The 18,492-nt window shown below is 65.4% G+C and carries 21 protein-coding genes; 14 read left to right on the top strand and 7 right to left on the bottom strand.

The window, feature by feature from the left end; translation table 11 throughout:
- The first annotated feature begins 49 nt into the window (after positions 1 to 49).
- On the top strand, positions 50 to 724 hold the full coding sequence (locus Q0L25_RS01090) for an HAD-IA family hydrolase (RefSeq protein ID WP_296611078.1): 675 nt from the start codon (positions 50 to 52) through the stop codon (positions 722 to 724).
- Here the strand turns inward: Q0L25_RS01090 and Q0L25_RS01085 are convergent.
- Genes Q0L25_RS01085 through Q0L25_RS01060 form a run of 6 tightly spaced genes read right to left on the bottom strand, consistent with a single transcriptional unit; the run spans position 717 to position 4,720 of the window.
- Positions 717 to 1,115 carry a hypothetical protein gene (locus Q0L25_RS01085; protein ID WP_296611077.1) on the bottom strand — a complete coding sequence of 133 codons (399 nt, stop codon included), beginning with the start codon at positions 1,113 to 1,115 and terminating at the stop codon, positions 717 to 719. The two genes, Q0L25_RS01090 and Q0L25_RS01085, sit on opposite strands and share 8 nt — an antisense overlap.
- Before the next feature lie 53 nt (positions 1,116 to 1,168).
- The gene (locus Q0L25_RS01080; RefSeq protein WP_296611076.1) at positions 1,169 to 2,077 is read right to left on the bottom strand and encodes a hypothetical protein; all 909 of its coding nucleotides are present in this window, start codon (positions 2,075 to 2,077) and stop codon (positions 1,169 to 1,171) included.
- Between the two features lie 48 nt (positions 2,078 to 2,125).
- Complete coding sequence (locus tag Q0L25_RS01075; RefSeq protein WP_296611075.1) at positions 2,126 to 3,127, bottom strand: nucleotidyltransferase family protein; 1,002 nt, start codon at positions 3,125 to 3,127, stop codon at positions 2,126 to 2,128.
- Between the two features lie 40 nt (positions 3,128 to 3,167).
- Positions 3,168 to 4,028: an HprK-related kinase A gene (locus Q0L25_RS01070; RefSeq protein WP_296611074.1), complete on the bottom strand. Its 861-nt coding sequence runs from the start codon at positions 4,026 to 4,028 to the stop codon at positions 3,168 to 3,170.
- Entirely contained in the window at positions 4,025 to 4,297 is a 273-nt protein-coding gene (locus Q0L25_RS01065; protein ID WP_296611073.1) for an HPr-rel-A system PqqD family peptide chaperone, read from the bottom strand. Before Q0L25_RS01065 ends, Q0L25_RS01070 begins: the two co-directional genes overlap by 4 nt.
- A gap of 18 nt (positions 4,298 to 4,315) precedes the next feature.
- Entirely contained in the window at positions 4,316 to 4,720 is a 405-nt protein-coding gene (locus Q0L25_RS01060; RefSeq protein ID WP_296611072.1) for a hypothetical protein, read from the bottom strand.
- A gap of 112 nt (positions 4,721 to 4,832) precedes the next feature.
- Here Q0L25_RS01060 and Q0L25_RS01055 point away from each other — a divergent pair, with 112 nt between their 5' ends.
- The 10 genes from Q0L25_RS01055 (at position 4,833) to Q0L25_RS01010 (ending at position 13,792) form a co-directional block, all read left to right on the top strand.
- A complete protein-coding gene (locus tag Q0L25_RS01055; protein ID WP_296611071.1) occupies positions 4,833 to 6,083 on the top strand; it encodes an ATP-binding protein in 1,251 nt (416 codons plus the stop codon).
- A gap of 46 nt (positions 6,084 to 6,129) precedes the next feature.
- Entirely contained in the window at positions 6,130 to 7,176 is a 1,047-nt protein-coding gene (locus tag Q0L25_RS01050; RefSeq protein ID WP_296611070.1) for a substrate-binding domain-containing protein, read from the top strand.
- Position 7,177: 1 nt separating this feature from the next.
- Complete coding sequence (pstC, locus tag Q0L25_RS01045; protein ID WP_296611069.1) at positions 7,178 to 8,554, top strand: phosphate ABC transporter permease subunit PstC; 1,377 nt, start codon at positions 7,178 to 7,180, stop codon at positions 8,552 to 8,554.
- The gene (pstA, locus tag Q0L25_RS01040) at positions 8,547 to 9,821 is read left to right on the top strand and encodes a phosphate ABC transporter permease PstA (protein WP_296611068.1); all 1,275 of its coding nucleotides are present in this window, start codon (positions 8,547 to 8,549) and stop codon (positions 9,819 to 9,821) included. The genes pstC and pstA overlap by 8 nt, the downstream gene beginning before the upstream one ends.
- Positions 9,822 to 9,850: 29 nt before the next feature.
- Positions 9,851 to 10,597, top strand: a complete 747-nt coding sequence (gene pstB / locus Q0L25_RS01035) for a phosphate ABC transporter ATP-binding protein PstB (protein WP_296611402.1) — start codon at positions 9,851 to 9,853, stop codon at positions 10,595 to 10,597.
- Positions 10,598 to 10,610: 13 nt separating this feature from the next.
- Entirely contained in the window at positions 10,611 to 11,306 is a 696-nt protein-coding gene (gene phoU, locus Q0L25_RS01030) for a phosphate signaling complex protein PhoU (RefSeq protein WP_296611067.1), read from the top strand.
- Positions 11,306 to 11,998: a phosphate regulon transcriptional regulator PhoB gene (gene phoB, locus Q0L25_RS01025; protein WP_066591922.1), complete on the top strand. Its 693-nt coding sequence runs from the start codon at positions 11,306 to 11,308 to the stop codon at positions 11,996 to 11,998. The genes phoU and phoB overlap by 1 nt, the downstream gene beginning before the upstream one ends.
- An 89-nt stretch (positions 11,999 to 12,087) precedes the next feature.
- On the top strand, positions 12,088 to 12,405 hold the full coding sequence (locus tag Q0L25_RS01020; protein WP_296611066.1) for a hypothetical protein: 318 nt from the start codon (positions 12,088 to 12,090) through the stop codon (positions 12,403 to 12,405).
- A 68-nt stretch (positions 12,406 to 12,473) separates the two neighbouring features.
- The gene (locus Q0L25_RS01015) at positions 12,474 to 12,752 is read left to right on the top strand and encodes a hypothetical protein (protein WP_296611065.1); all 279 of its coding nucleotides are present in this window, start codon (positions 12,474 to 12,476) and stop codon (positions 12,750 to 12,752) included.
- Positions 12,753 to 12,892: 140 nt separating this feature from the next.
- Complete coding sequence (locus Q0L25_RS01010) at positions 12,893 to 13,792, top strand: SDR family NAD(P)-dependent oxidoreductase (RefSeq protein WP_296611064.1); 900 nt, start codon at positions 12,893 to 12,895, stop codon at positions 13,790 to 13,792.
- A 179-nt stretch (positions 13,793 to 13,971) separates the two neighbouring features.
- Here Q0L25_RS01010 and Q0L25_RS01005 read toward each other — a convergent pair whose 3' ends face one another.
- Entirely contained in the window at positions 13,972 to 14,865 is an 894-nt protein-coding gene (locus tag Q0L25_RS01005; RefSeq protein ID WP_296611063.1) for a LysR family transcriptional regulator, read from the bottom strand.
- A gap of 73 nt (positions 14,866 to 14,938) precedes the next feature.
- Here Q0L25_RS01005 and Q0L25_RS01000 point away from each other — a divergent pair, with 73 nt between their 5' ends.
- From Q0L25_RS01000 to Q0L25_RS00990, 3 genes are all read left to right on the top strand, one after another.
- Entirely contained in the window at positions 14,939 to 15,379 is a 441-nt protein-coding gene (locus Q0L25_RS01000) for a nuclear transport factor 2 family protein (RefSeq protein WP_296611062.1), read from the top strand.
- Positions 15,380 to 15,450: 71 nt separating this feature from the next.
- A complete protein-coding gene (locus tag Q0L25_RS00995; protein WP_296611061.1) occupies positions 15,451 to 16,482 on the top strand; it encodes a hypothetical protein in 1,032 nt (343 codons plus the stop codon).
- A gap of 168 nt (positions 16,483 to 16,650) precedes the next feature.
- A complete protein-coding gene (locus Q0L25_RS00990) occupies positions 16,651 to 18,405 on the top strand; it encodes an aspartyl protease family protein (protein ID WP_296611060.1) in 1,755 nt (584 codons plus the stop codon).
- The last annotated feature ends 87 nt before the right edge of the window (positions 18,406 to 18,492 follow it).

Raw genomic sequence — 18,492 nt, 5'->3', positions numbered from 1 at the left:
CCACGAACATATTGCCTTTTCCATAGCGTTGCTGGCAGGCGGCGTCGGGATGAACGATTTCCCCTTTGGCCTGGTCGGCTTCGACCTGGACGGCACTTTAGTCGATAGTGTCGCCGACCTGACCGCGGCGGTGAATCATGCGCTGGCGGAAATAGGGCGGGCGCCGCTGACGATCGACCAGGTGCGCCCGATGATCGGCGGCGGGTCGCGCGTGATGTTGCAGCGGGCGCTGCTGGCGACGGGGGGAGATGAGCGGCTCGACGAGCTTCTTCCCGGCCTGGTCGAGTTCTACGCGACGCATATCGTCGATCATACGCGGCCATTCCCTGGCGTGATCGAGGCACTCGATGATCTGCGGGCACGCGGTGTCTCGCTCGCGATCGTCACCAACAAACGGGAAAGCCAGTCGATCGCATTGCTCGACGCACTGCGCCTTACCGATCGCTTTGCCTGCATCATCGGCGGCGACACACCGGGTCTTGCCGCGATGAAGCCGGATCGCGCACCGATCGACCTTATGCTGCGCAAGTGCGATGACGCCCGGCCAGCGGCATTTGTCGGGGACTCGATCTACGACGTCGGCGCGGCGCGCGCTGCCGGTGTTCCCGTCGCGGTGTTCGCTCCGGACGGCGGCGAGGTTCCGGGCGCCAATGCGATCTTCGCCGATTATCGTGAGCTGCTGCCTACACTCAGGCGCATGGCTGAGACCCGGCCAGCTATTTGAGCAGAGCCGCAGACTCCACGTGGTAGCCGATCAGGACGGGCTTCCCGCTGTTGAACCGATAGACGAAATTCTCGCTCGCCGGCCCGCTCGAATAGACGCTGGCATAGCTCGCCGTGAAGGTATGATCGCCGTTGTTTATATTGTCGTTGAATCCCTGCCGCGCGGTTGACCGGAAGGTGCCGAGCTTGGCGTGGATCTTTTCGATAAAGACGGGAAAATCGACGCCGCCATTCTTCATTTCCGGTCCGGCCGCGGCGGCGATCGCCGCGAATTGACCGTTGTTCAGTTTGGCGTGGAAATCGGCCACCGCGGAATCGGTGGCAGACATGTCCTGCCCCATCGAACAGCCTGCCAGCGCCACCGCAGCGGCCAACACAATCGCGAAACGCATTGTCGCCCTCCCGTTCCTATCGCGCTCAGTCTGCCGCAGCGGGGGCAAGACTGCTAGCGCGGATTGCCCGTACGCCGCGCCCGCTCTTCGTCATCGGCGCGCGCGATCATCAGACGCGCGACGCGATCCGCCGAATCCGCCATGTCGCTCGATCGTTTCTGTAGCGCTGCTTGCGCCGAACGATAAAAGGACTGGGCGTCGGAATACCTTCCGCTCGCTTCCGCACACACGCCGAGATTGTAGAGCACCGATGGATGGTTGGGCAGGCGGCCGTTGAGATCGGTCCATTGCCGGCACGCCGAAGTCACGTCGCGGTTGGACAGTTTCACGATTTCCTTGAATTCGCTGCCGATATCCTTGTCCATGCCGGCGCGATCCTCGCGGAAGCGGACCTTGTAGGTCTCCCAGCGCGGCCGCACGTCGAGCCGGATCTTCTGCGCCAGATCGTTGATCATCGCCGACACCGCTTCCTCGGTGGTGCGCCAGGGCGCCTTGCCCTGGCACCAGCTTGTCTCGTCACGCGACGGCTTGTTGTCGGACCAGATCGGCATGTTGTCGGAAACGCGGAGCAGGCGGACGCTGACAGTCAGGTTGATGACGCGACGAGTACACGGCAGGTCGACCTTCGCACGCTTAGTGCAAGTGCCATCCTGCTTGCCGTCCTTCCACTCGACGCAGCGTTCCTCATTGCCCTGGTATTTGCTTTCCTCGACACCCGTGGTGACGCCGCCTGATAATACCCCGTCTGGCCGCCCGGCGGGGACGCCGATCGCCTGCTCCAGCGCGGCTTCGAACTGGCGCCCGTCGCGGCCGTTGAAGCGGTCGACCACGACATTTTCGAGCAGGTCCGCCTCGCGGACATTGGCCGGAAACTTTCCGCGTATCTGCGCGCTCTCGGCCCAGGCCGCGCCGCTAACCACGCACAGCCCGGCGATCGCCAAGGCAATCCATTTTCTGATCATGATGTCTCCCCCGAATCGCTACTTCATATCATCGCGATCCGGTGGCCGTCAGCCCGCCTGTTTGCGCCATTTGGTCCACAGATGCCGCGCCAGCATCAGCGGCGGCATCCGCAGCCAATGCGAGCGGATGTAGAAGCCGAACCGGGTGACCGGACGGCTCTGCTTCCCCCAGCCGTCTCGCGCCGTCAGCCTGCGCAGATAAAGCGCATCGTCGCCTTCCGAGCGCACCCAGCCGTCGGGCAATTGAGTATTGTACAGCGCATGGGAAAGCCGCAGGGCGCGACGCACCGCCGGTGCCAGATCGTGTCGCCGGGCGCGTTCGGCGAGACCGACGACACCGAAGTCGTCGGCCAGGCAATGAATGTCCCACAGATTACGCATTCCACCCGACAAATCGCCATCAGCGAACAAATGCGCGGCGGCGTGGCAGATCATGTCATTGGCGTTGAGCATCCGCAGCCCGTTCTCCAGCGGCAGGCTGTCGGCAATCAGCGCGTCGGCATCGGGCGTCGGACGCGCGGTCAACGGCAGGATTGTGTGGTGCACGTCGATCATCCGATCGCGCTCGCGATGAATCAGCGGCGGCAGTTCATGCATCCAGCGGCGGTAATAGACGTCGTCATAAGGGTCGGGCTTGACCCATTCCCAGCCGGCCCCGAGCAACGCCGCTTCGACGCGGTCGAGTTCGGCGCGCGGCACCAGAATGTCGAGATCGCCGATGAACCGCCCCTGCCCTGCCGCCAGCCCAGCAGCGATGAACGCGCTGCCTTTGAGCAGCACGACCGGCACGCCGAGCACGCCGAGCGCACGGCGCGCCATTTCGACTTCCCACAAGGCGACGAGGCGCCCCTGTTCGCACGACGCCTTGGCGTCGTCGAGAAAACGCTGGGCGGCTTCCGGCTTGGGGATGCCGTCGAGCCGATGCGCGAGGCTGGCGCTCAGCAATTCGGCGCGGGCCATCGTCAGCAGCGCTTGCCAGTCCGCCCTATCGAACGTCGCGACCGAGGCGGGATCGGCCAGCGCCCGCGCAAGCAACATGCCGTCCGCCATCCCTAACACCCGTCCCCGGCGTTAGTATCTCGCCAGATGGTCACAGCGCTGCCCATGACGCCTCCACCTGCGCAAGCGCGCTGTCGGTGTCGGGATAATCGATCGCGCGCGCAGGCGTCTCGGCCACCAGTCGGGTCAGCGCCGTAAATCCGCGCTCGGCGAGCGCCACATAATTGGTCGACGCCTGGGTCAGGCGGACAAACACTTCGCTCGGCGCGACCTCCCGTGTCGCGGCTTGGTGTCCGAACGTGGGGAACAGGATCAGCGCCGGCCGCGCGGGCTCGAGCATTGCAGCGATCGATCGGGCATCGGGCACCAAGTGCCGGATCGCGCCCTTCGGCGTATCGCCGAGCAAGGGGCCGAAAATTCCGTCCGGTGCCGCCGACTCCATAACAGCGACCGCCTCGTTCTTCAGGCTAATCAACCGAGGAAAGGCATGGATCAGGCCGGTCGCCGGATCGAGCAACGCGAATTCGTCGCCCATCAGCCGCCAGCCGCGCGTCATCAGCAGCGCCGCGAGTGTCGATTTGCCCGCGCCCGACAAGCCGGTCATCACCAGCGCCTTGCCGTCGCGCTCGACCGCCGAGGCATGGAGCAACAGATAGCGCCGCTGGCCGAGCGCCATTTGCAGGTTCATCGCCATTTCGGCCGCGAGCAGGCCATGTTCGAGGCTGAGCGGTGCGGCTTCGGGCAAGACGAAATCGCCGCCGATCATCACCTTAGGCCGGAAGAAGCGCCGCCAAGGACGATCGGCGAACAGCCGCACGGTGAAATCGGCAATGCCGTCCCGCGGCCTGGGATAGCTCGCATAAAGCTGTTCGAGCGCTGCGACCGGCCCGCGCCAATCCGACCCGACACGGAAACCGACCGGACCGATCGCCACCGAGAAAGCGTGCCTCATAGCCGTTCAACCAACCCGGTCTCGACCAGTTCATCCAGCCGCGCGATCAAGGCGTCCGTGTCGGCGTCGACCAGATCGTAATCGGTACGCAATTTGGCCAGCAACGCCGGGGGGTCGAGCGGTGCGTCGGCCAGTGCCTGCAGAATCTCCGGGGCGGGCGAGCCCATCAGATGCGTCTGGCCCGATGCGCGGTGATAGATGGCGGTGAGCAGATCGACGGGCGCGACGATCAGGCTGTCGGGTGATGCGGCGCGATAGAGAGTCGCCATCTCCCGACGTCCGGCGGCTCAGCCGCGCGGCATCTGCAGCGAGGCGAAGCAGGTGAAGCCGGCAGTGCCATGCTGCAGGCGGCGGATATAGGCGGTATAGGCGCGGCTCTGTTCGTAGGTCGTGCCGGGCAAGGTACCGCCGTTGAGCGCGGTCCTGACGTCCTCCGCCTTGAACGGCTTGGTCGCGCCGGGAAACGCATCCTTGGTGCCGCTGGGCACGAGCGATCCGTCGGCCGCGACGTACATGCCCGCCCGGCCGGCATCGGGCACCGGGATTTCGCAGGTTAGTACCGAGGCATTGGTCTGCGCGAGCGCCGGGCGGATCGAGATGATCACCGACGCCGTCGCCGCGCCGAGCATCAGCGCACGGCGGCGCGTCGGATGCGGCTCATCGGCTTGGCGATCATTGATGTCCCCGTCCATGGTTGAGACGCCTTTCACATTAGCACGCAGCTGGCAAGCCGAGGAAATGGTTACCGGGCGCGCTTGGTGCGGCATTGCCGGTGGCGGGCGCACGTCCTAGGAACCGCGGGCAATGATGAACCGCTTCGGTCCCCGCTTCCTGCTCGGCATACTCGCCGCCCTGGTGGCGGCGGTCGGCGTGTTCATCCTGTCGGGCGATGTGGCAAGCGCGCTGGTCGCGCTGGTCGGCGGAATCATTGCCGGGCTGGTGACGCTTGGCGTGGATCCGACCATTTCGACCTCGACCGAACCCGATGTCGGCACGGGGCCGGCCCCCGCGCTGCTCGGTTCGGTTCTCGATGCCATCGTCGAGCCGGTGCTGGTGATCGCCAACGGGCGGGTCGAGGAAGCCAATCGTGCCGCGCGCGACGTGCTCGGCAACCACATAACCGGTCAGGACGTGCGGCTCGCGATCCGCCACCCGGCCGCCGCCGAACGCTTGACCGCGCCGATCGGCGAGGGATCGTCCGAGGCGATCAACCTCGTCGGCCTCGGCACGCTCGACCAGCGTTGGGAATTGCGCGTCACCGACCTGCCAGACGGACGTCGCGTCGCGCATCTGATCGACCAGACGCGCAGCTATGCCGCCGAGCGGATGCGGGTCGATTTCGTCGCCAATGCCAGTCACGAATTGCGCACGCCGCTCGCCTCGATCCTGGGATTCGCCGAGACGCTCGCCGATGGCGCCGGCGACGACCCGGAAATGCGCGACCGCTTCCTCAAGGTCATGGCGGACGAAGCCCGGCGGATGCAGCGCTTGGTCGAGGACCTGATCTCACTCAGCCGGATCGAGGCGGAGAAATACCGCCTACCCGATGCCTCGGTCGATCTCGGCGATCTGGTGTCCGAGGTTCATTCGGAATTGATGGACAGCGCGGATGGGCGCGCGGCCGACATCGTCGCCGATATCGCCGCCAATGTCCCGCCGGTCGGCGGCGATCGTGTCCAGCTAAGTCAGGCCCTGCACAATCTGATCGGCAACGCGATGAAGTACGGCCGCGCCGGAACGCCGGTGACGGTCAAGCTGTCGCGCGACGCCAGCAACATGGTTCGCTTGTCAGTCGGCGACGAAGGCGACGGCATCCCGCCCGAACATATTCCGCGACTGACCGAACGCTTTTACCGAGTCGATTCGGGGCGCAGCCGCGCGCTTGGCGGGACCGGCCTCGGGCTCGCGATCGTCAAGCATATCGTCGAACGGCATCGCGGCCGACTGGATATCGCAAGTCAGGTCGGTCGCGGCACGGTAGTCACCATCCTGCTCCCGGCCGCAGTGTCATCAAAGAGTAACGCGACTGTCACAGAGGGCCCGAAACCGGCGTGATAGCGCCGGTATGGGGGCGAGTCGGCCTCCATCAGGAAGGCCCGCAATGATTCGCTCGATCGCGCTTATCGGCGCGGCATCCCTATTGCTCGCTGCATGTCAGGACCAGGCGGCGATGGCCGGCGCCGGGCGCGACCGGATCAGCGTGGTCGGGTCCTCCACCGTTTATCCCTTCACCACCCTGGTCGCCGAACAGTTCGTCGCGGCGAATCCCGGCGTCCCGGCGCCGGTAATCGAATCGACCGGCACCGGCGGTGGGCTCAACCTGTTTTGCAAGGGACTGGGCGGGCAATATCCCGACATCGCCGACGCCAGCCGGCGGATCAAGGCGAGCGAATACCGTAGGTGCGCGGCGAACGGCGCGAGTGAGCTGATGGAAATTCAGATCGGGCTGGACGGCGTCGCCTTCGCCGAAGCCAATGACGGCCCCAAATTGCAGCTGACCCCGGTTGACATCTACAAGGCGCTGGCAGCCGAACCCGGCGGCCGACCCAACCGGGCCAAGACTTGGCGCGACGTCAACCCGGCGCTGCCGGCGATCGCCATCCAGGTCTATGGCCCGCCGTCGACCAGCGGCACGCGCGATGCAGTCGCCGAACTGATCCTTGCGCGCGGCTGCGAACAGATGATGCCGACGATGGCCGCGCTCCGCGAGACGCGCCCGGACGATTTCGCGAAGACCTGTACGCGCGTGCGCGACGACGGGCCCTATATCGATGCCGGCGAGAACGACAATCTGATCGTCCAGAAGCTCCAGGCCAATCCCGATGCGATCGGTATTTTCGGCTATTCGTATCTCGAAGAGAATAAGGACCGGCTGAACGGCGTACCGCTCAACGGCATCGAGCCGACCTACGAGACGATCGCGAGCGGTCGCTATCCGGGCTCGCGACCGCTGTTCCTCTACGTCAAGAAAGCGCATCTCAGCGCGATCCCCAACCTCCGCCCGTTTCTCAACGCCTATGCGCAATCCTGGGCGCCCGACGGGCCGCTGGTCCGTCGCGGTTTGATCTCGGCGCCTGCCGATGTGCGCACGCGCTCCGCGACGATCGTGCAGCGCCAGATCCTGCTCGACCCGAAGACGTTGAGCTGACGTGTCGACCTTCGCCCTCCTTTTCCTGGTTGCGGGGCTGGGACTGATCGCCTGGCTGTCCGGGCGGGTCCGCGCGATCGCGTTCCGCAAGGCGCCGGGGCAGCGCTTCTCTTCACTGCCGCGCCATCACGGCTCGTTCGCCGCGATGTGGACCGTGTTGCCGCCATTGCTGTTCCTCGCCATCTGGGGAGCATGCGCGCCCGGGCTGGCGACGGACGCCGTGCTCAGGACGCCGGCAGCGGCGCAGCTTCCGCCGCCCGGCTTCGAGCGCGCGGCGATCCTGTCGGAGGCGCGCGCGATCGCCAACGATCACCACCGCACGCCGCTCAATGCCATCTCGACCCAGCTCGCGCCGGCCTATGCCGTCGAGCAGGCCCGCTATCGCTGGATCGGCGGAGCGATCGCCCTGCTGCTCGGCCTTGCCGGTGGCGCGCTCGCTTTCCTGCGCATTCGCCCGGGCTTCAATGCGCGGACCAGGATCGAGCGGATCGTGATGGCCGGGCTGCTCGCCGCCTCGCTGATCGCGATACTGACGACGATCGGCATCGTCGCGTCGTTGCTGGCCGAGAGCGCACGCTTCTTCGGTACCGTGCCCATCACCGATTTCCTGTTCGGTACGCATTGGAGCCCCCAGGTCATCGACCCTCGGAACCCCGGCGCGAGCCTGGGCGCGGTGCCCCTGTTCTGGGGGACCTTCTTCATCGGCGCGGTCATCGCGATGCTGGTGGCGATCCCGTTCGGCCTGATGAGCGCGATCTATCTGACGCAATATGCGTCGCCTCGGCTTCGCGCATGGACGAAGCCGACGCTGGAGATGCTCGCGGGCGTGCCGACCGTGGTCTACGGCTATTTCGCCGCGCTGGTCGTTGGCCCGGCGCTGCGACAATTGGGCGTCGCCATCGGCATCTCAAACGCGACGTCCGAAAGCGCGCTGGCGGCCGGGCTGGTGATGGGGGTGATGATCATCCCGTTCGTCTCGTCCATGGCGGACGACGCGATCGCGGCGGTGCCGGCGGCGATGCGCGATGGCAGCCTGGCGATGGGCGCGACGCCGAGCGAAACGATCAGCCGCGTCCTGCTGCCCGCCGCCTTGCCCGGCGTGGTCGGCGGCGTGTTGCTCGCGATCAGCCGGGCGATCGGCGAGACGATGATCGTCGTGATGGCGGCATCCGGCGCCGCCACGATCAGCCTCAATCCGTTCAACTCAGCGACCACGGTGACCAAGCAGATCGTCGACCTGCTGACGGGCGAAGCCGCATTCGACAGCCCGAAGACCCTGGCCGCGTTCGCGCTGGGCATGACCTTGTTCGTCATCACCTTGCTGCTCAACATCATCGCGCTGACCGTCGTGAAACGGTATCGGGAAGCCTATGAATAAGCCGCTCGCCCCCAAGGCCGAGCGCGTGCCTACCGATTGGAAGACCGCGCAGATGGAGCGGCGCGTACGCCGCCGCTACGCCGCCGAACGTCGCTTCCGGTTGTTCGGGCTGGCGGCGATCGTGTTGTCGGTGAGCTTCCTGCTGTTCCTGCTGGTGACGATGGTAGCGAACGGCGCCCGCGGTTTCGTCACGACCGAAGTCGCCCTGACGATCGACTTTCCCGCCGCCGGACTCGGCCTGACGCCGGATCGCATCAAGGGGCCGGGCGCCGATCTCGCGCTCGCCGGTGCCGAGCTCGACGCGGTGACCGATCGCGCCGCGGTCGCGCAATATGGCACCGACGGACCGGCATTGTTTTCGGATGGCGCCGAAGCAGTGGTGCGCCGCGCGCTCAAGGCCGATCCGGCGTTGGCGACAGGGAAAACGCGGCTATGGCTGCCTGCCTCCACCGATATCGATACGGCGGCCAAGGCCGACGGCACGGCCCAGGCCGAGAAGCGCGCGCAGATACTGACCGACGCCGGGCAATTGCGCACCGGGCTCAATTGGGGCTTCCTGTCGGGGTCGGATTCAACCGATCCCACCGCGGTCGGCATCTGGGGAGCGCTCAAGGGATCCCTGTTGACGATGCTGGTGACCTTGGTCCTCGCCTTCCCGATCGGCGTCCTCTCGGCGCTCTATCTCGAGGAATATGCGCCTCGGAACCGCTGGACCGACCTGATCGAGGTTTCGATCAACAATCTCGCCGCGGTGCCGTCGATCATCTTCGGGCTGCTCGGGCTCGCGGTGTTCCTCAATACCTTCCAGCTGCCGCGCTCCGCCGCATTGGTCGGCGGGCTGACGCTCGCGTTGATGACGATGCCGGTTATCGTCATTGCCAGCCGCAACGCGATCAAGGCCGTGCCGCCGTCGATCCGCGACGCCGCGCTCGCGCTCGGCGCCAGCCCTGTGCAGGTCGTCTTCCACCACGTCCTTCCGCTCGCGCTGCCCGGCATATTGACCGGCACGATCATCGGTATGGCGCGCGCGCTGGGTGAGACCGCTCCGCTGCTGATGATCGGCATGCGCGCGTTCATCGCCACCCCGCCCGGCAAGCTGACCGATCCGTCGACCGTGCTGCCGGTCCAGATCTTCCTGTGGTCGGACGAAGTCAGCCGCGGCTTCATTGAGAAGACCTCCGCCGCGATCATCGTCCTGCTCGTCTTCCTGCTGGCGATGAATGGCATCGCCATCTACCTTCGCAACCGTCTCGAGACCCGCTGGTGACCGACAACAAACCTTCGTTTGATCACAAGATGACCGCGCGCGATGTCAGCGTCTGGTACGGCGCGACGCAAGCGATCAGCGACGTGTCGATCGATATCGACCAGGACAAGGTGACCGCGTTCATCGGCCCGTCGGGCTGCGGCAAGTCGACTTTCCTGCGCACGCTCAATCGGATGAACGACACGATCGCCTCCGCACGCGTCAAGGGAGACATCCGGCTGGACGGTGAGGACGTCTATGCGCGCGAGATGGACGTGGTCCAGCTCCGTGCGCGCGTCGGCATGGTGTTCCAGAAGCCCAACCCGTTCCCCAAGTCGATCTACGAGAATGTCGCTTACGGCCCGCGCATCCACGGCCTGGCATCGTCCAAGGCCGATATGGATCGCATCGTCGAACGCTCGCTGACGCGCGCGGGCCTGTGGGGCGAGGTCAAGGATCGCCTGTCCGACAGCGGCACCGCTCTGTCGGGCGGCCAGCAACAGCGCTTGTGCATCGCGCGCGCGATCGCGGTCGATCCCGAAGTGATCCTGATGGACGAGCCCTGCTCGGCGCTCGATCCGATCGCGACCGCCAAGATCGAGGAACTGATCCACGAACTGAAGGGCCGCTACGCGATCGTCGTCGTCACCCATAATATGCAGCAGGCCGCGCGCGTGTCGCAGCGCACCGCCTTCTTCCACCTCGGCCAGCTGGTCGAATATGGCCAGACGTCGGACATCTTCACCAACCCGCGCGAAGAGCGGACGCGCGACTATATTACCGGCCGTTATGGCTGAGGAGTTAGAGCGAATGGCAACCGGCCAGGAACATACGGTCAAGGTCTTCGATGACGAGATCGGGCATCTGCGCGGCCTGATCAGCCAAATGGGCGGCCTGGCCGAGCGCGCGATCCACGATGCGATGAACGCATTGCAGCGCGTCGACCTAGATCTGGCACAGCAAGTCCGCCTCGCCGACAAGCAGATCGATGTGATCGAGGCCGAAGTGGAGACGCTGGCGGTGCGAATTATCGCCCTGCGCGCGCCGATGGCCAACGACCTGCGCGAGGTGGTCGCCGCGCTCAAGATCGCCGGCGTGATCGAGCGGATCGGCGATTACGCCAAGAATATCGCCAAGCGCGTTCCGATGATCGAAAGCGAACATCGCATCGAGCCGATCTCGGTCCTTCCGGCGATGGGCAAGATGGCCGCCGAGATGGTCCATGATGCGCTCGACGCGTTCGCGGCGCGCGATGCGCACGCGGCGGTCGACGTCTGCCTGCGCGACCAGGCGCTCGACGACTTCTACGACAGCATCTTCCGTATGCTCGTCACTTATATGGTCGAAAACCCCGCGACGATCAGTCAGGTCGCGCACCTGCTGTTCGTCGCCAAGAACCTGGAGAGGATCGGCGACCATGCGACCAACGTCGCCGAAATGATCTATTTCGCCGCCACCGGCACGCAAATGACCGAGCGTGAGCGCGGCAAGTCAGGGGAAGTGTAATGGCACGGGCCAAGATGTTGCTGGTTGAAGACGACGCCGCGCTGGCGGAATTGCTCGTCTATCATTTCAAACGCGAGGATTTCGAGGTCGCGCACACGCCCGACGGCGAAGAGGCGTTGCTGCTCGCCAAGGAAGCGACGCCCGATATCGTCCTGCTCGACTGGATGGTCGAGGGGCTGTCAGGGATCGAAGTGTGCCGGCGCCTCCGCCGCATGCCGGAAACCGCGAACATCCCGATCATCATGCTCACCGCGCGCGGCGAGGAAGAGGATCGCGTTCGCGGTCTCGAGACCGGCGCCGACGATTACGTCACCAAGCCGTTTTCGCCACGCGAGCTCGTCGCGCGAGTCGGCGCGGTGTTGCGCCGCGTGCGTCCGGCGCTGGCCGGCGAGCAGCTCACTTATGGTGACATCGAGATGGATACGGTGGGACACAAGGTCCGCCGCAGCGGCGAAGTCGTGCCGCTCGGCCCGACCGAGTTCCGCCTGCTCAAGCATTTCCTCGAACATCCCGGCTGGGTGTTCAGCCGCGAGCGGTTGCTCGATGCGGTATGGGGTCATGACAGCGATATCGAAAGCCGCACGGTCGACGTCCATATCCGCCGCCTGCGCAAAGCGATAAATCGGGGCGACAAACCGGATGTCATCCGCACGGTGCGATCGGCGGGCTATGCGCTCGATTCGGGTGCGTAAAGAATCGCACCCGAAACGAGGGAGCCAATTCGAGAGTGGCGCGTTGGGCCCCCTGTCACGCAGAGATTGTGCAGAACAAGGAGAGTCGCATGAAGCTGATACTCGTTGCGGCGGCCGCAATGATCGCGATGCCCGCCATCGCGCAGAACGCACCGGCGCCGTCGCCTGCTCCCGATCCTCAGGCCGCGCCGGCGCCGCTGCCCGCCCCGCCGGGACCGCCTGCCGGCCCAGCGCAAATGGTCATGGGACCGTCAACGCCTGTAGTGCAGCCGCTGCCCGACGCTGCGGCCCCCGCTACCGGCGCCGACGTCCCATGGTGCACCAAGACCGTCGTCGATCATTGCAAGGAGCATTCGGCGCCGAACGGCGCGCGGCTGCACACCACGCCCCGCCCGCCGGGAGCGTGATCGCGCCAATCGCCTGAACCGAGCGAGGCCGGGCGGCGCCCGGCTCCGCCGTCCCTGAGGAGGTCAGGATGAGATTGATCCTTTTGGCCGCCATCGCTGTGACGATGCCTGCCTTGGCGCAGGAGACTCCGGCGTCGACCCAGCCGACCCCGGCACAAAGCGCGGGCGATCCGCCTGGGGGCTATGCCCCGCCGCCAATGCCCCCACCCCCGCCGAATGCTACCGTGGTGTTCAAACCGGCGCCTCCGCCCGACGTGGTGTTTCCGCCGCCCGCTCCACTGGCGAGCTATCCGCCCTGCAAGCGCGGCCAGTTCGACAAGTGCATCCAGCGGCACGATCCCAAATAAGTATAAGAAACGGGTCGTAAGCTCCCCTTTCCCGGCGCGGGTCGGCACGCCCGCGCCGGGCTTTTCGTATTTTCGGTACGGACTATTGCGCAGCGCAGCGAAAGTCCTAGGAAGCGTCGACAACATTAGGGAGCGATTGAATGACGATCCGTTTCGACGACAAGGTAGCCATCGTGACCGGCGCGGGCGGCGGCCTGGGCCGCGAATATGCGCTGGCGCTGGCGGCACGTGGCGCGAAGGTCGTCGTCAATGACTTGGGCGGCGCGCGCGATGGAACCGGCCATTCGGATGCGGCGCTGAAGGTGGTCGAGGAGATCAAGGCTGCGGGCGGCGAGGCGATGTCGAACGGCGGCAGCGTGACCGAATACGAACAGATGGTCGAGATGGTCGCCAAGGCCAAGGAAGCCTGGGGCGGTGTCCATATCCTGATCAACAATGCCGGCGTGCTGCGCGACAAGAGCTTCGCCAATATGGAGCCGGCCGATTTCAAGTTCGTGGTCGACGTCCACCTCAACGGGTCGGCCAATTGCACCAAGGCGGTGTGGGCGACGATGCGCGAACAGGCCTATGGCCGCATCCTGATGACCGCTTCGTCGACCGGCCTGTTCGGCAATTTCGGCCAGGCCAATTACGGCGCCGCGAAGCTGGGCCTCGCCGGCCTGACCAAGACTCTCTACCTCGAGGGTGCCAAGTACAACATCAAGGTCAACACCATCGCCCCGACGGCGGGCACCCGCATGACCGAGGATCTGTTCCCGGCAGAGGCGTTCAAGGCGTTTGCCCCCGAAAAGGTTGCGCCTGCCGCGCTCTATCTGGTCAGCGAGGATGCGCCGACCAATGCGATCGTCGGCGCCGGCGCCGGCGTGTTCCAGGCGGCCTATGTCACGCTAACCCAAGGCAAGCTGCTGACCGGCGACGAGCTCTCGCCCGAAGGCGTCGCGGCGCATTGGGCGGAGATCACCGATCGCACGGGGGAAATCGTACCCCAGTCGGGCAGCGAGCAGTCGATCACGATCATGAAGAAGCTGACTGGGGGCTAAGGCGCCCCTCCTAAAATCCTCCCCAAGCTCGCTTGGGGAGGGGGACCGCCCGCGAAGCGGGTGGTGGAGGGGCCGAGCGAAGCGAGGTTGGGCATGATGCAATGGCGCCGCCATTCCCCTCCACCATTGCTGCGCAATGGTCCCCCTCCCCGAGCCAAGCTCGGGGAGGAATTGAGCAGTCAATCCCCCACGGTCCGCTGTATCAGGCTCCGCAACCACACCGACGCAGCATCGGCGTCGCGCTCGACCGGGTGGAACAGGAAATGACGGTCGGTGCTCTGCTCGATCGGCAGTTCCGCCGCGCGCACATCGAGTTGGGGACCATAAGCGGCGATCAACCTCGACGGCAGGATGGCGACGAGATCGGTCCGCGCTACTGTCATCAGCGCCTGTAGATAATGCGGTACGACTGCGGCGATGCGGCGGTGTAGTCCCTGATCCGCCAACCAGTCGTCCACCGGATCGCTCGTCGCGCCCGCCCCGACCACAGCGATATGCGGCGCGTCGAGCATTTCGAGGATCTGGCGCCACGTCGCGGGCTGGCCGACATGGACCGCTAGCACGTCATGATCGTCGAACAGCGGCGCCATGCGCAGTCCGGCGAACAAGACCGTGTCGGTGCTGATCGCGAAATCGAGCGTGGCGATGACCGGATCGTTCGGCCGCGGCCAGGGAATGAGGTCGATGCGGCAGCCGGGCGCCTCGCGCGCCATCGCCTCGATCAACGGTGCGAGCACGGTCGCCGCGACGACGTCGGGGATAGCCGCCCGGAAGACGCGCTGGGCTACTGCCGGGTCGAACGCCTCACCTTCATACAAGGCGGCAGCTTGCTTGAGCAGGGCACGGACGGGCTCGGCAAGCGCCTCCGCGCGCGGCGTGCGCTTCATCCCAGCGCCGCTGCGCACCAGCAACGGGTCGCCGAAATCCTCACGCAGGCGCGCCAGGATACGGCTCATCGCCGGCTGGGAAACCGACACGATCTGCGCCGCGCGGGTGACGCTGCCGCTCTCGATCATCGCCAACAGGGCGCGCAACAAGTTGAGGTCGTAGCGACCAATATCCAGTTCCGACATGCACGATATCAGAACTATTCATTTCCGGGATAGTCAATCCTTAGCCATGCTGTTGTGGGACAAGGAGAATGTCATGAGCGCCGAGCGGAACAAGCAAGTGATCGAACGCATCTATTCGGCGATGGCCGCAGGCGACCGCAGCGTTTTCGCGGCGTCGGTCCATCCGGATTATGTCTGGCGCTTTCCCGGTCATTGCAGCTGGTCGCGACGGTTCGAAGGACAGGAGGCGATCCATCGCGACCTGCTGCGCCCACTCTTCGGCCTGTTCGCGACCGACTATACCGCACGCGCGATCAACCTCGTGGCCGAAGGAGAGATGGTGGTCGCGGAAGTGCGCGGCGACGTGATGCTCAAATCGGGCGAGCGGTACGACAACCATTACTGCTTCGTCTTCCATTTCCGGGACGGCAAGATCGCCGAGGTGGTCGAATATTGCGATACCGACCTCGAGGAGCGCGTGCTCGGCAATTATGATGCGGTGCTGGCCGCGCATCGGGCCAGAGGATCGTATTAAACGACTTCCGCCATGGTGTATTGCTACACTATATCACTTGTGGTACATGGTCTCTTCAGAGGAGGAATGCCATGTATAGTGAAAGCGACCTGGAGGGCGCGGTAGCGGCGGGGGTCATCCCGCAGTCGGCCGCCGACGCTTTCCGCCAGCATATCGCCGCGATGCGCGTCGCGCCCGCGGTGGACGAGGAAAGCTTCCGGCTATTGACCGGGTTCAACGACATATTCGTCGCCATCGCCATCGCGCTGTTGCTGACGTCGATCGGCTGGCTCGGCGGCTGGGTAAAGACCGGCTTGGGCGGGCTTGGGGTCGCCGTCGCGGCCTGGACCTTGGCCGAATATTTCACCCGTGTCCGGCGCATGGCGCTTCCCAGCATCATCCTGCTGCTCGCATTTGCCGGCGGTGTCGCGGCGACGATGGTCGGCACGTTGGTCGACATCAACCCGGACTGGAGCGACCAGACCAACGCACTCATCGCGACCGGTATCGCGGTGGTGACCGGTGGCGCGACCTGGCTGCATTGGAAGCGGTTCATGGTGCCGATCACTGTCGCGGTGGGCGCGGCAAGCGGCGTCGCGGCCCTGGTCGCGCTGTATGTCGCGGTGACGCATGTCAGCGAGGATGGCATCTTCCCGCTGGTATTGATCGGCGGCATCGGCACTTTCGCGCTGGCGATGTGGTGGGACGGATCGGACCTGACCCGTACGACGCGGCGCAGCGACGTCGCCTTCTGGCTGCACCTCGCCGCCGCGCCGATGATCGCGCATTCGGTGTTCCACATGCTTGGCGTGTTCCAGGGCCAGATCGGCGTCGCCCAAGCGCTGATCGTGATGGCGCTGTACCTGGTGTTTGCCTTCATCGCGCTGGCGATCGATCGCCGCGCCCTGCTGGTATCGAGCCTGGCCTATGTGCTCTACGCCCTGTCGATGCTGTTTCGGCAAGCGGGGGCGGTCGAGCTGTCGATGGCCTTCACCGCGTTCGTGATCGGATCGGCGCTGCTGACCCTCTCCGCCTTCTGGCACCCGATGCGCCGCGCGGTGATCGGCACGCTCGGCAATCTCGGCAACCGCCTGCCGCCGGTGCAGATGCCCGTCGCGGCCTGACACTCAAGGCTTACGCGCCCCTTGTCATCAAGGCGCGAACCTGCCCGGCGGCCCATCCGGCCGCCGGGCTTTTTCTTGTCCGGCATCGTAGAGCTGCGGAACTCGGCGCCTATCTTGCTAAGCGAACTGGAAATTTGGCATAGTTTGCGCACCATGGGGGGGGATGTGATGGGCGCGACGAGTCTGATTGCACTGCTGGGCGCGCTGGCGGCGCCCCCGCCCGCCGCGACCAAATGCCAGGCTGAGAAGATCGCCGAATTTCCGATCACCATGGCCGGACGCTCGCCGATGGTCGATGCCCGCTTCGGCGACAGGACCGCGCGATTCATCCTCGATAGCGGCGCCTTCTACAGCACCATTTCGCGAGCGAGTGCTGCCGAATTCGGACTGAAGGTGTCGGCGGCACCGCCCTGGTTCAGGCTGCAAGGGATCGGCGGGGACACATCGGCGGGCATCGCGGAAACCGACACGTTCTCGCTCGCCGGGATCAAGCTCCCCAAAGTCGGGTTCATCGTCGGCGGCAGTGACACAGGTTCGGCCGGACTGATCGGGCAGAACATCCTCGGCATCGCCGATGTCGAATACGATCTGCCGCACGGCGCGGTGCGGCTGATGAAAACCAATGGCTGCGCCCGCGCGGGTCTGGCCTATTGGGCTGGCGACAAGCCGTTCACCATGGTCGAGCTCGAAGGTAGGGCAGACGGTGCGTTCCGCCCGCACACGGTCGCGACCGTCATGCTCAACGGTGTCAAGATCAAGGCGTTGTTCGATTCCGGAGCACAAAGCTCGCTTCTGTCGCTTGCGACCGCCAAGCGCCTGGGCATCACACCGAACACGCCTGGCGTGGAATTCGTCGGCAATGGGGGCGGCCTCGGCACGCACAGCGTGCCCACCTGGCTCGCCACATTCGACAAGATCGATATCGGCGGCGAAGCGATCAACAAACCCAGGATTCGCATGTCTCAACTCGATCTGGGCAATGCCGATATGCTGATCGGGGTCGATTTCTTCCTGACCCATCGCATGTTCGTGTCGAACACGAACCACAGGATGTTCATCACGTATGAAGGCGGTCCCGTGTTCGGTCTGTCGCCAAAGGGTGCGCGGTCGGTCGACGGCAAACCGCTCGACCTCACCGACAAGGCGGCCGAGCCGACGACCGCAGAGGAATATTCGCGGCGCGGCGCGACTTATGCGTCCAACCACAAACTGACCGAGGCACTGGCCGATTTCGACAAGGCGATCGCGCTTTCCCCCAAGGAGAGTCGCTACGTCTATCAGCGTGCGATGGCTCGCTTCGCCAATGGCGATCGCGCCGGCTCGTTCGCCGATCTCGACCGCGCCATCAGCCTGTCTCCCGACGATGCCGACGCCCGGTTGCAACGCGCGCAATTCCGGTTGCACGACGGCAATGAAACAGGCGCGAGGGAGGATGTGAAGGCGGCCGACAGCGCCCTCGCCCCCTCCTCCGACAAGCGTTTGGTCTTGGCATCTTTATACGATCGCCTCGGTTCGCCCGAGGCGGCGCTGCCCAATTTTGACTCCTGGCTCGCGAGCCATCCCGAAGACAGCAGCCGGGGAATCGCGCTCAACGGGCGCTGCTGGGTGCGCGGCCTGCTCAACCGCGATCTCGACAAGGCGATGGACGATTGCAACGCCGCGCTCCGAGCGATGCCGCGCGACGCCTCCATCCTCGACAGCCGGGCGCTGATCCGGGTGCGGCGCGGCGAATGGAAACAGGCGATGGCAGACTATAACGCCGCCCTGGCGATCAACCCGCGCAGCGCCTGGTCGCTCTACATGCGCGGGCTGGTCGAAGCGAAATCTGGCGAGGATGCCCAGGCCAAGGCCGATCGCGCCGCGGCGATCGCCATCGACCCCAAGGCAGGCGACCGCGCGAAGAAATACGGGATCGAGAAATAAGGGCGGCAACCGAAAAATTTCTTCCCGCCTGTCGAATCCGCTCCCGCTCGCGCGTCTCCGCGGTACGATCGCATTCCGGCGGTCGCG

It is taken from the genome of Sphingomonas sp. (assembly GCF_024508665.1).
Lineage (GTDB): Bacteria > Pseudomonadota > Alphaproteobacteria > Sphingomonadales > Sphingomonadaceae > Sphingomonas.
This window is presented reverse-complemented; position numbering and strand designations above follow the sequence as displayed.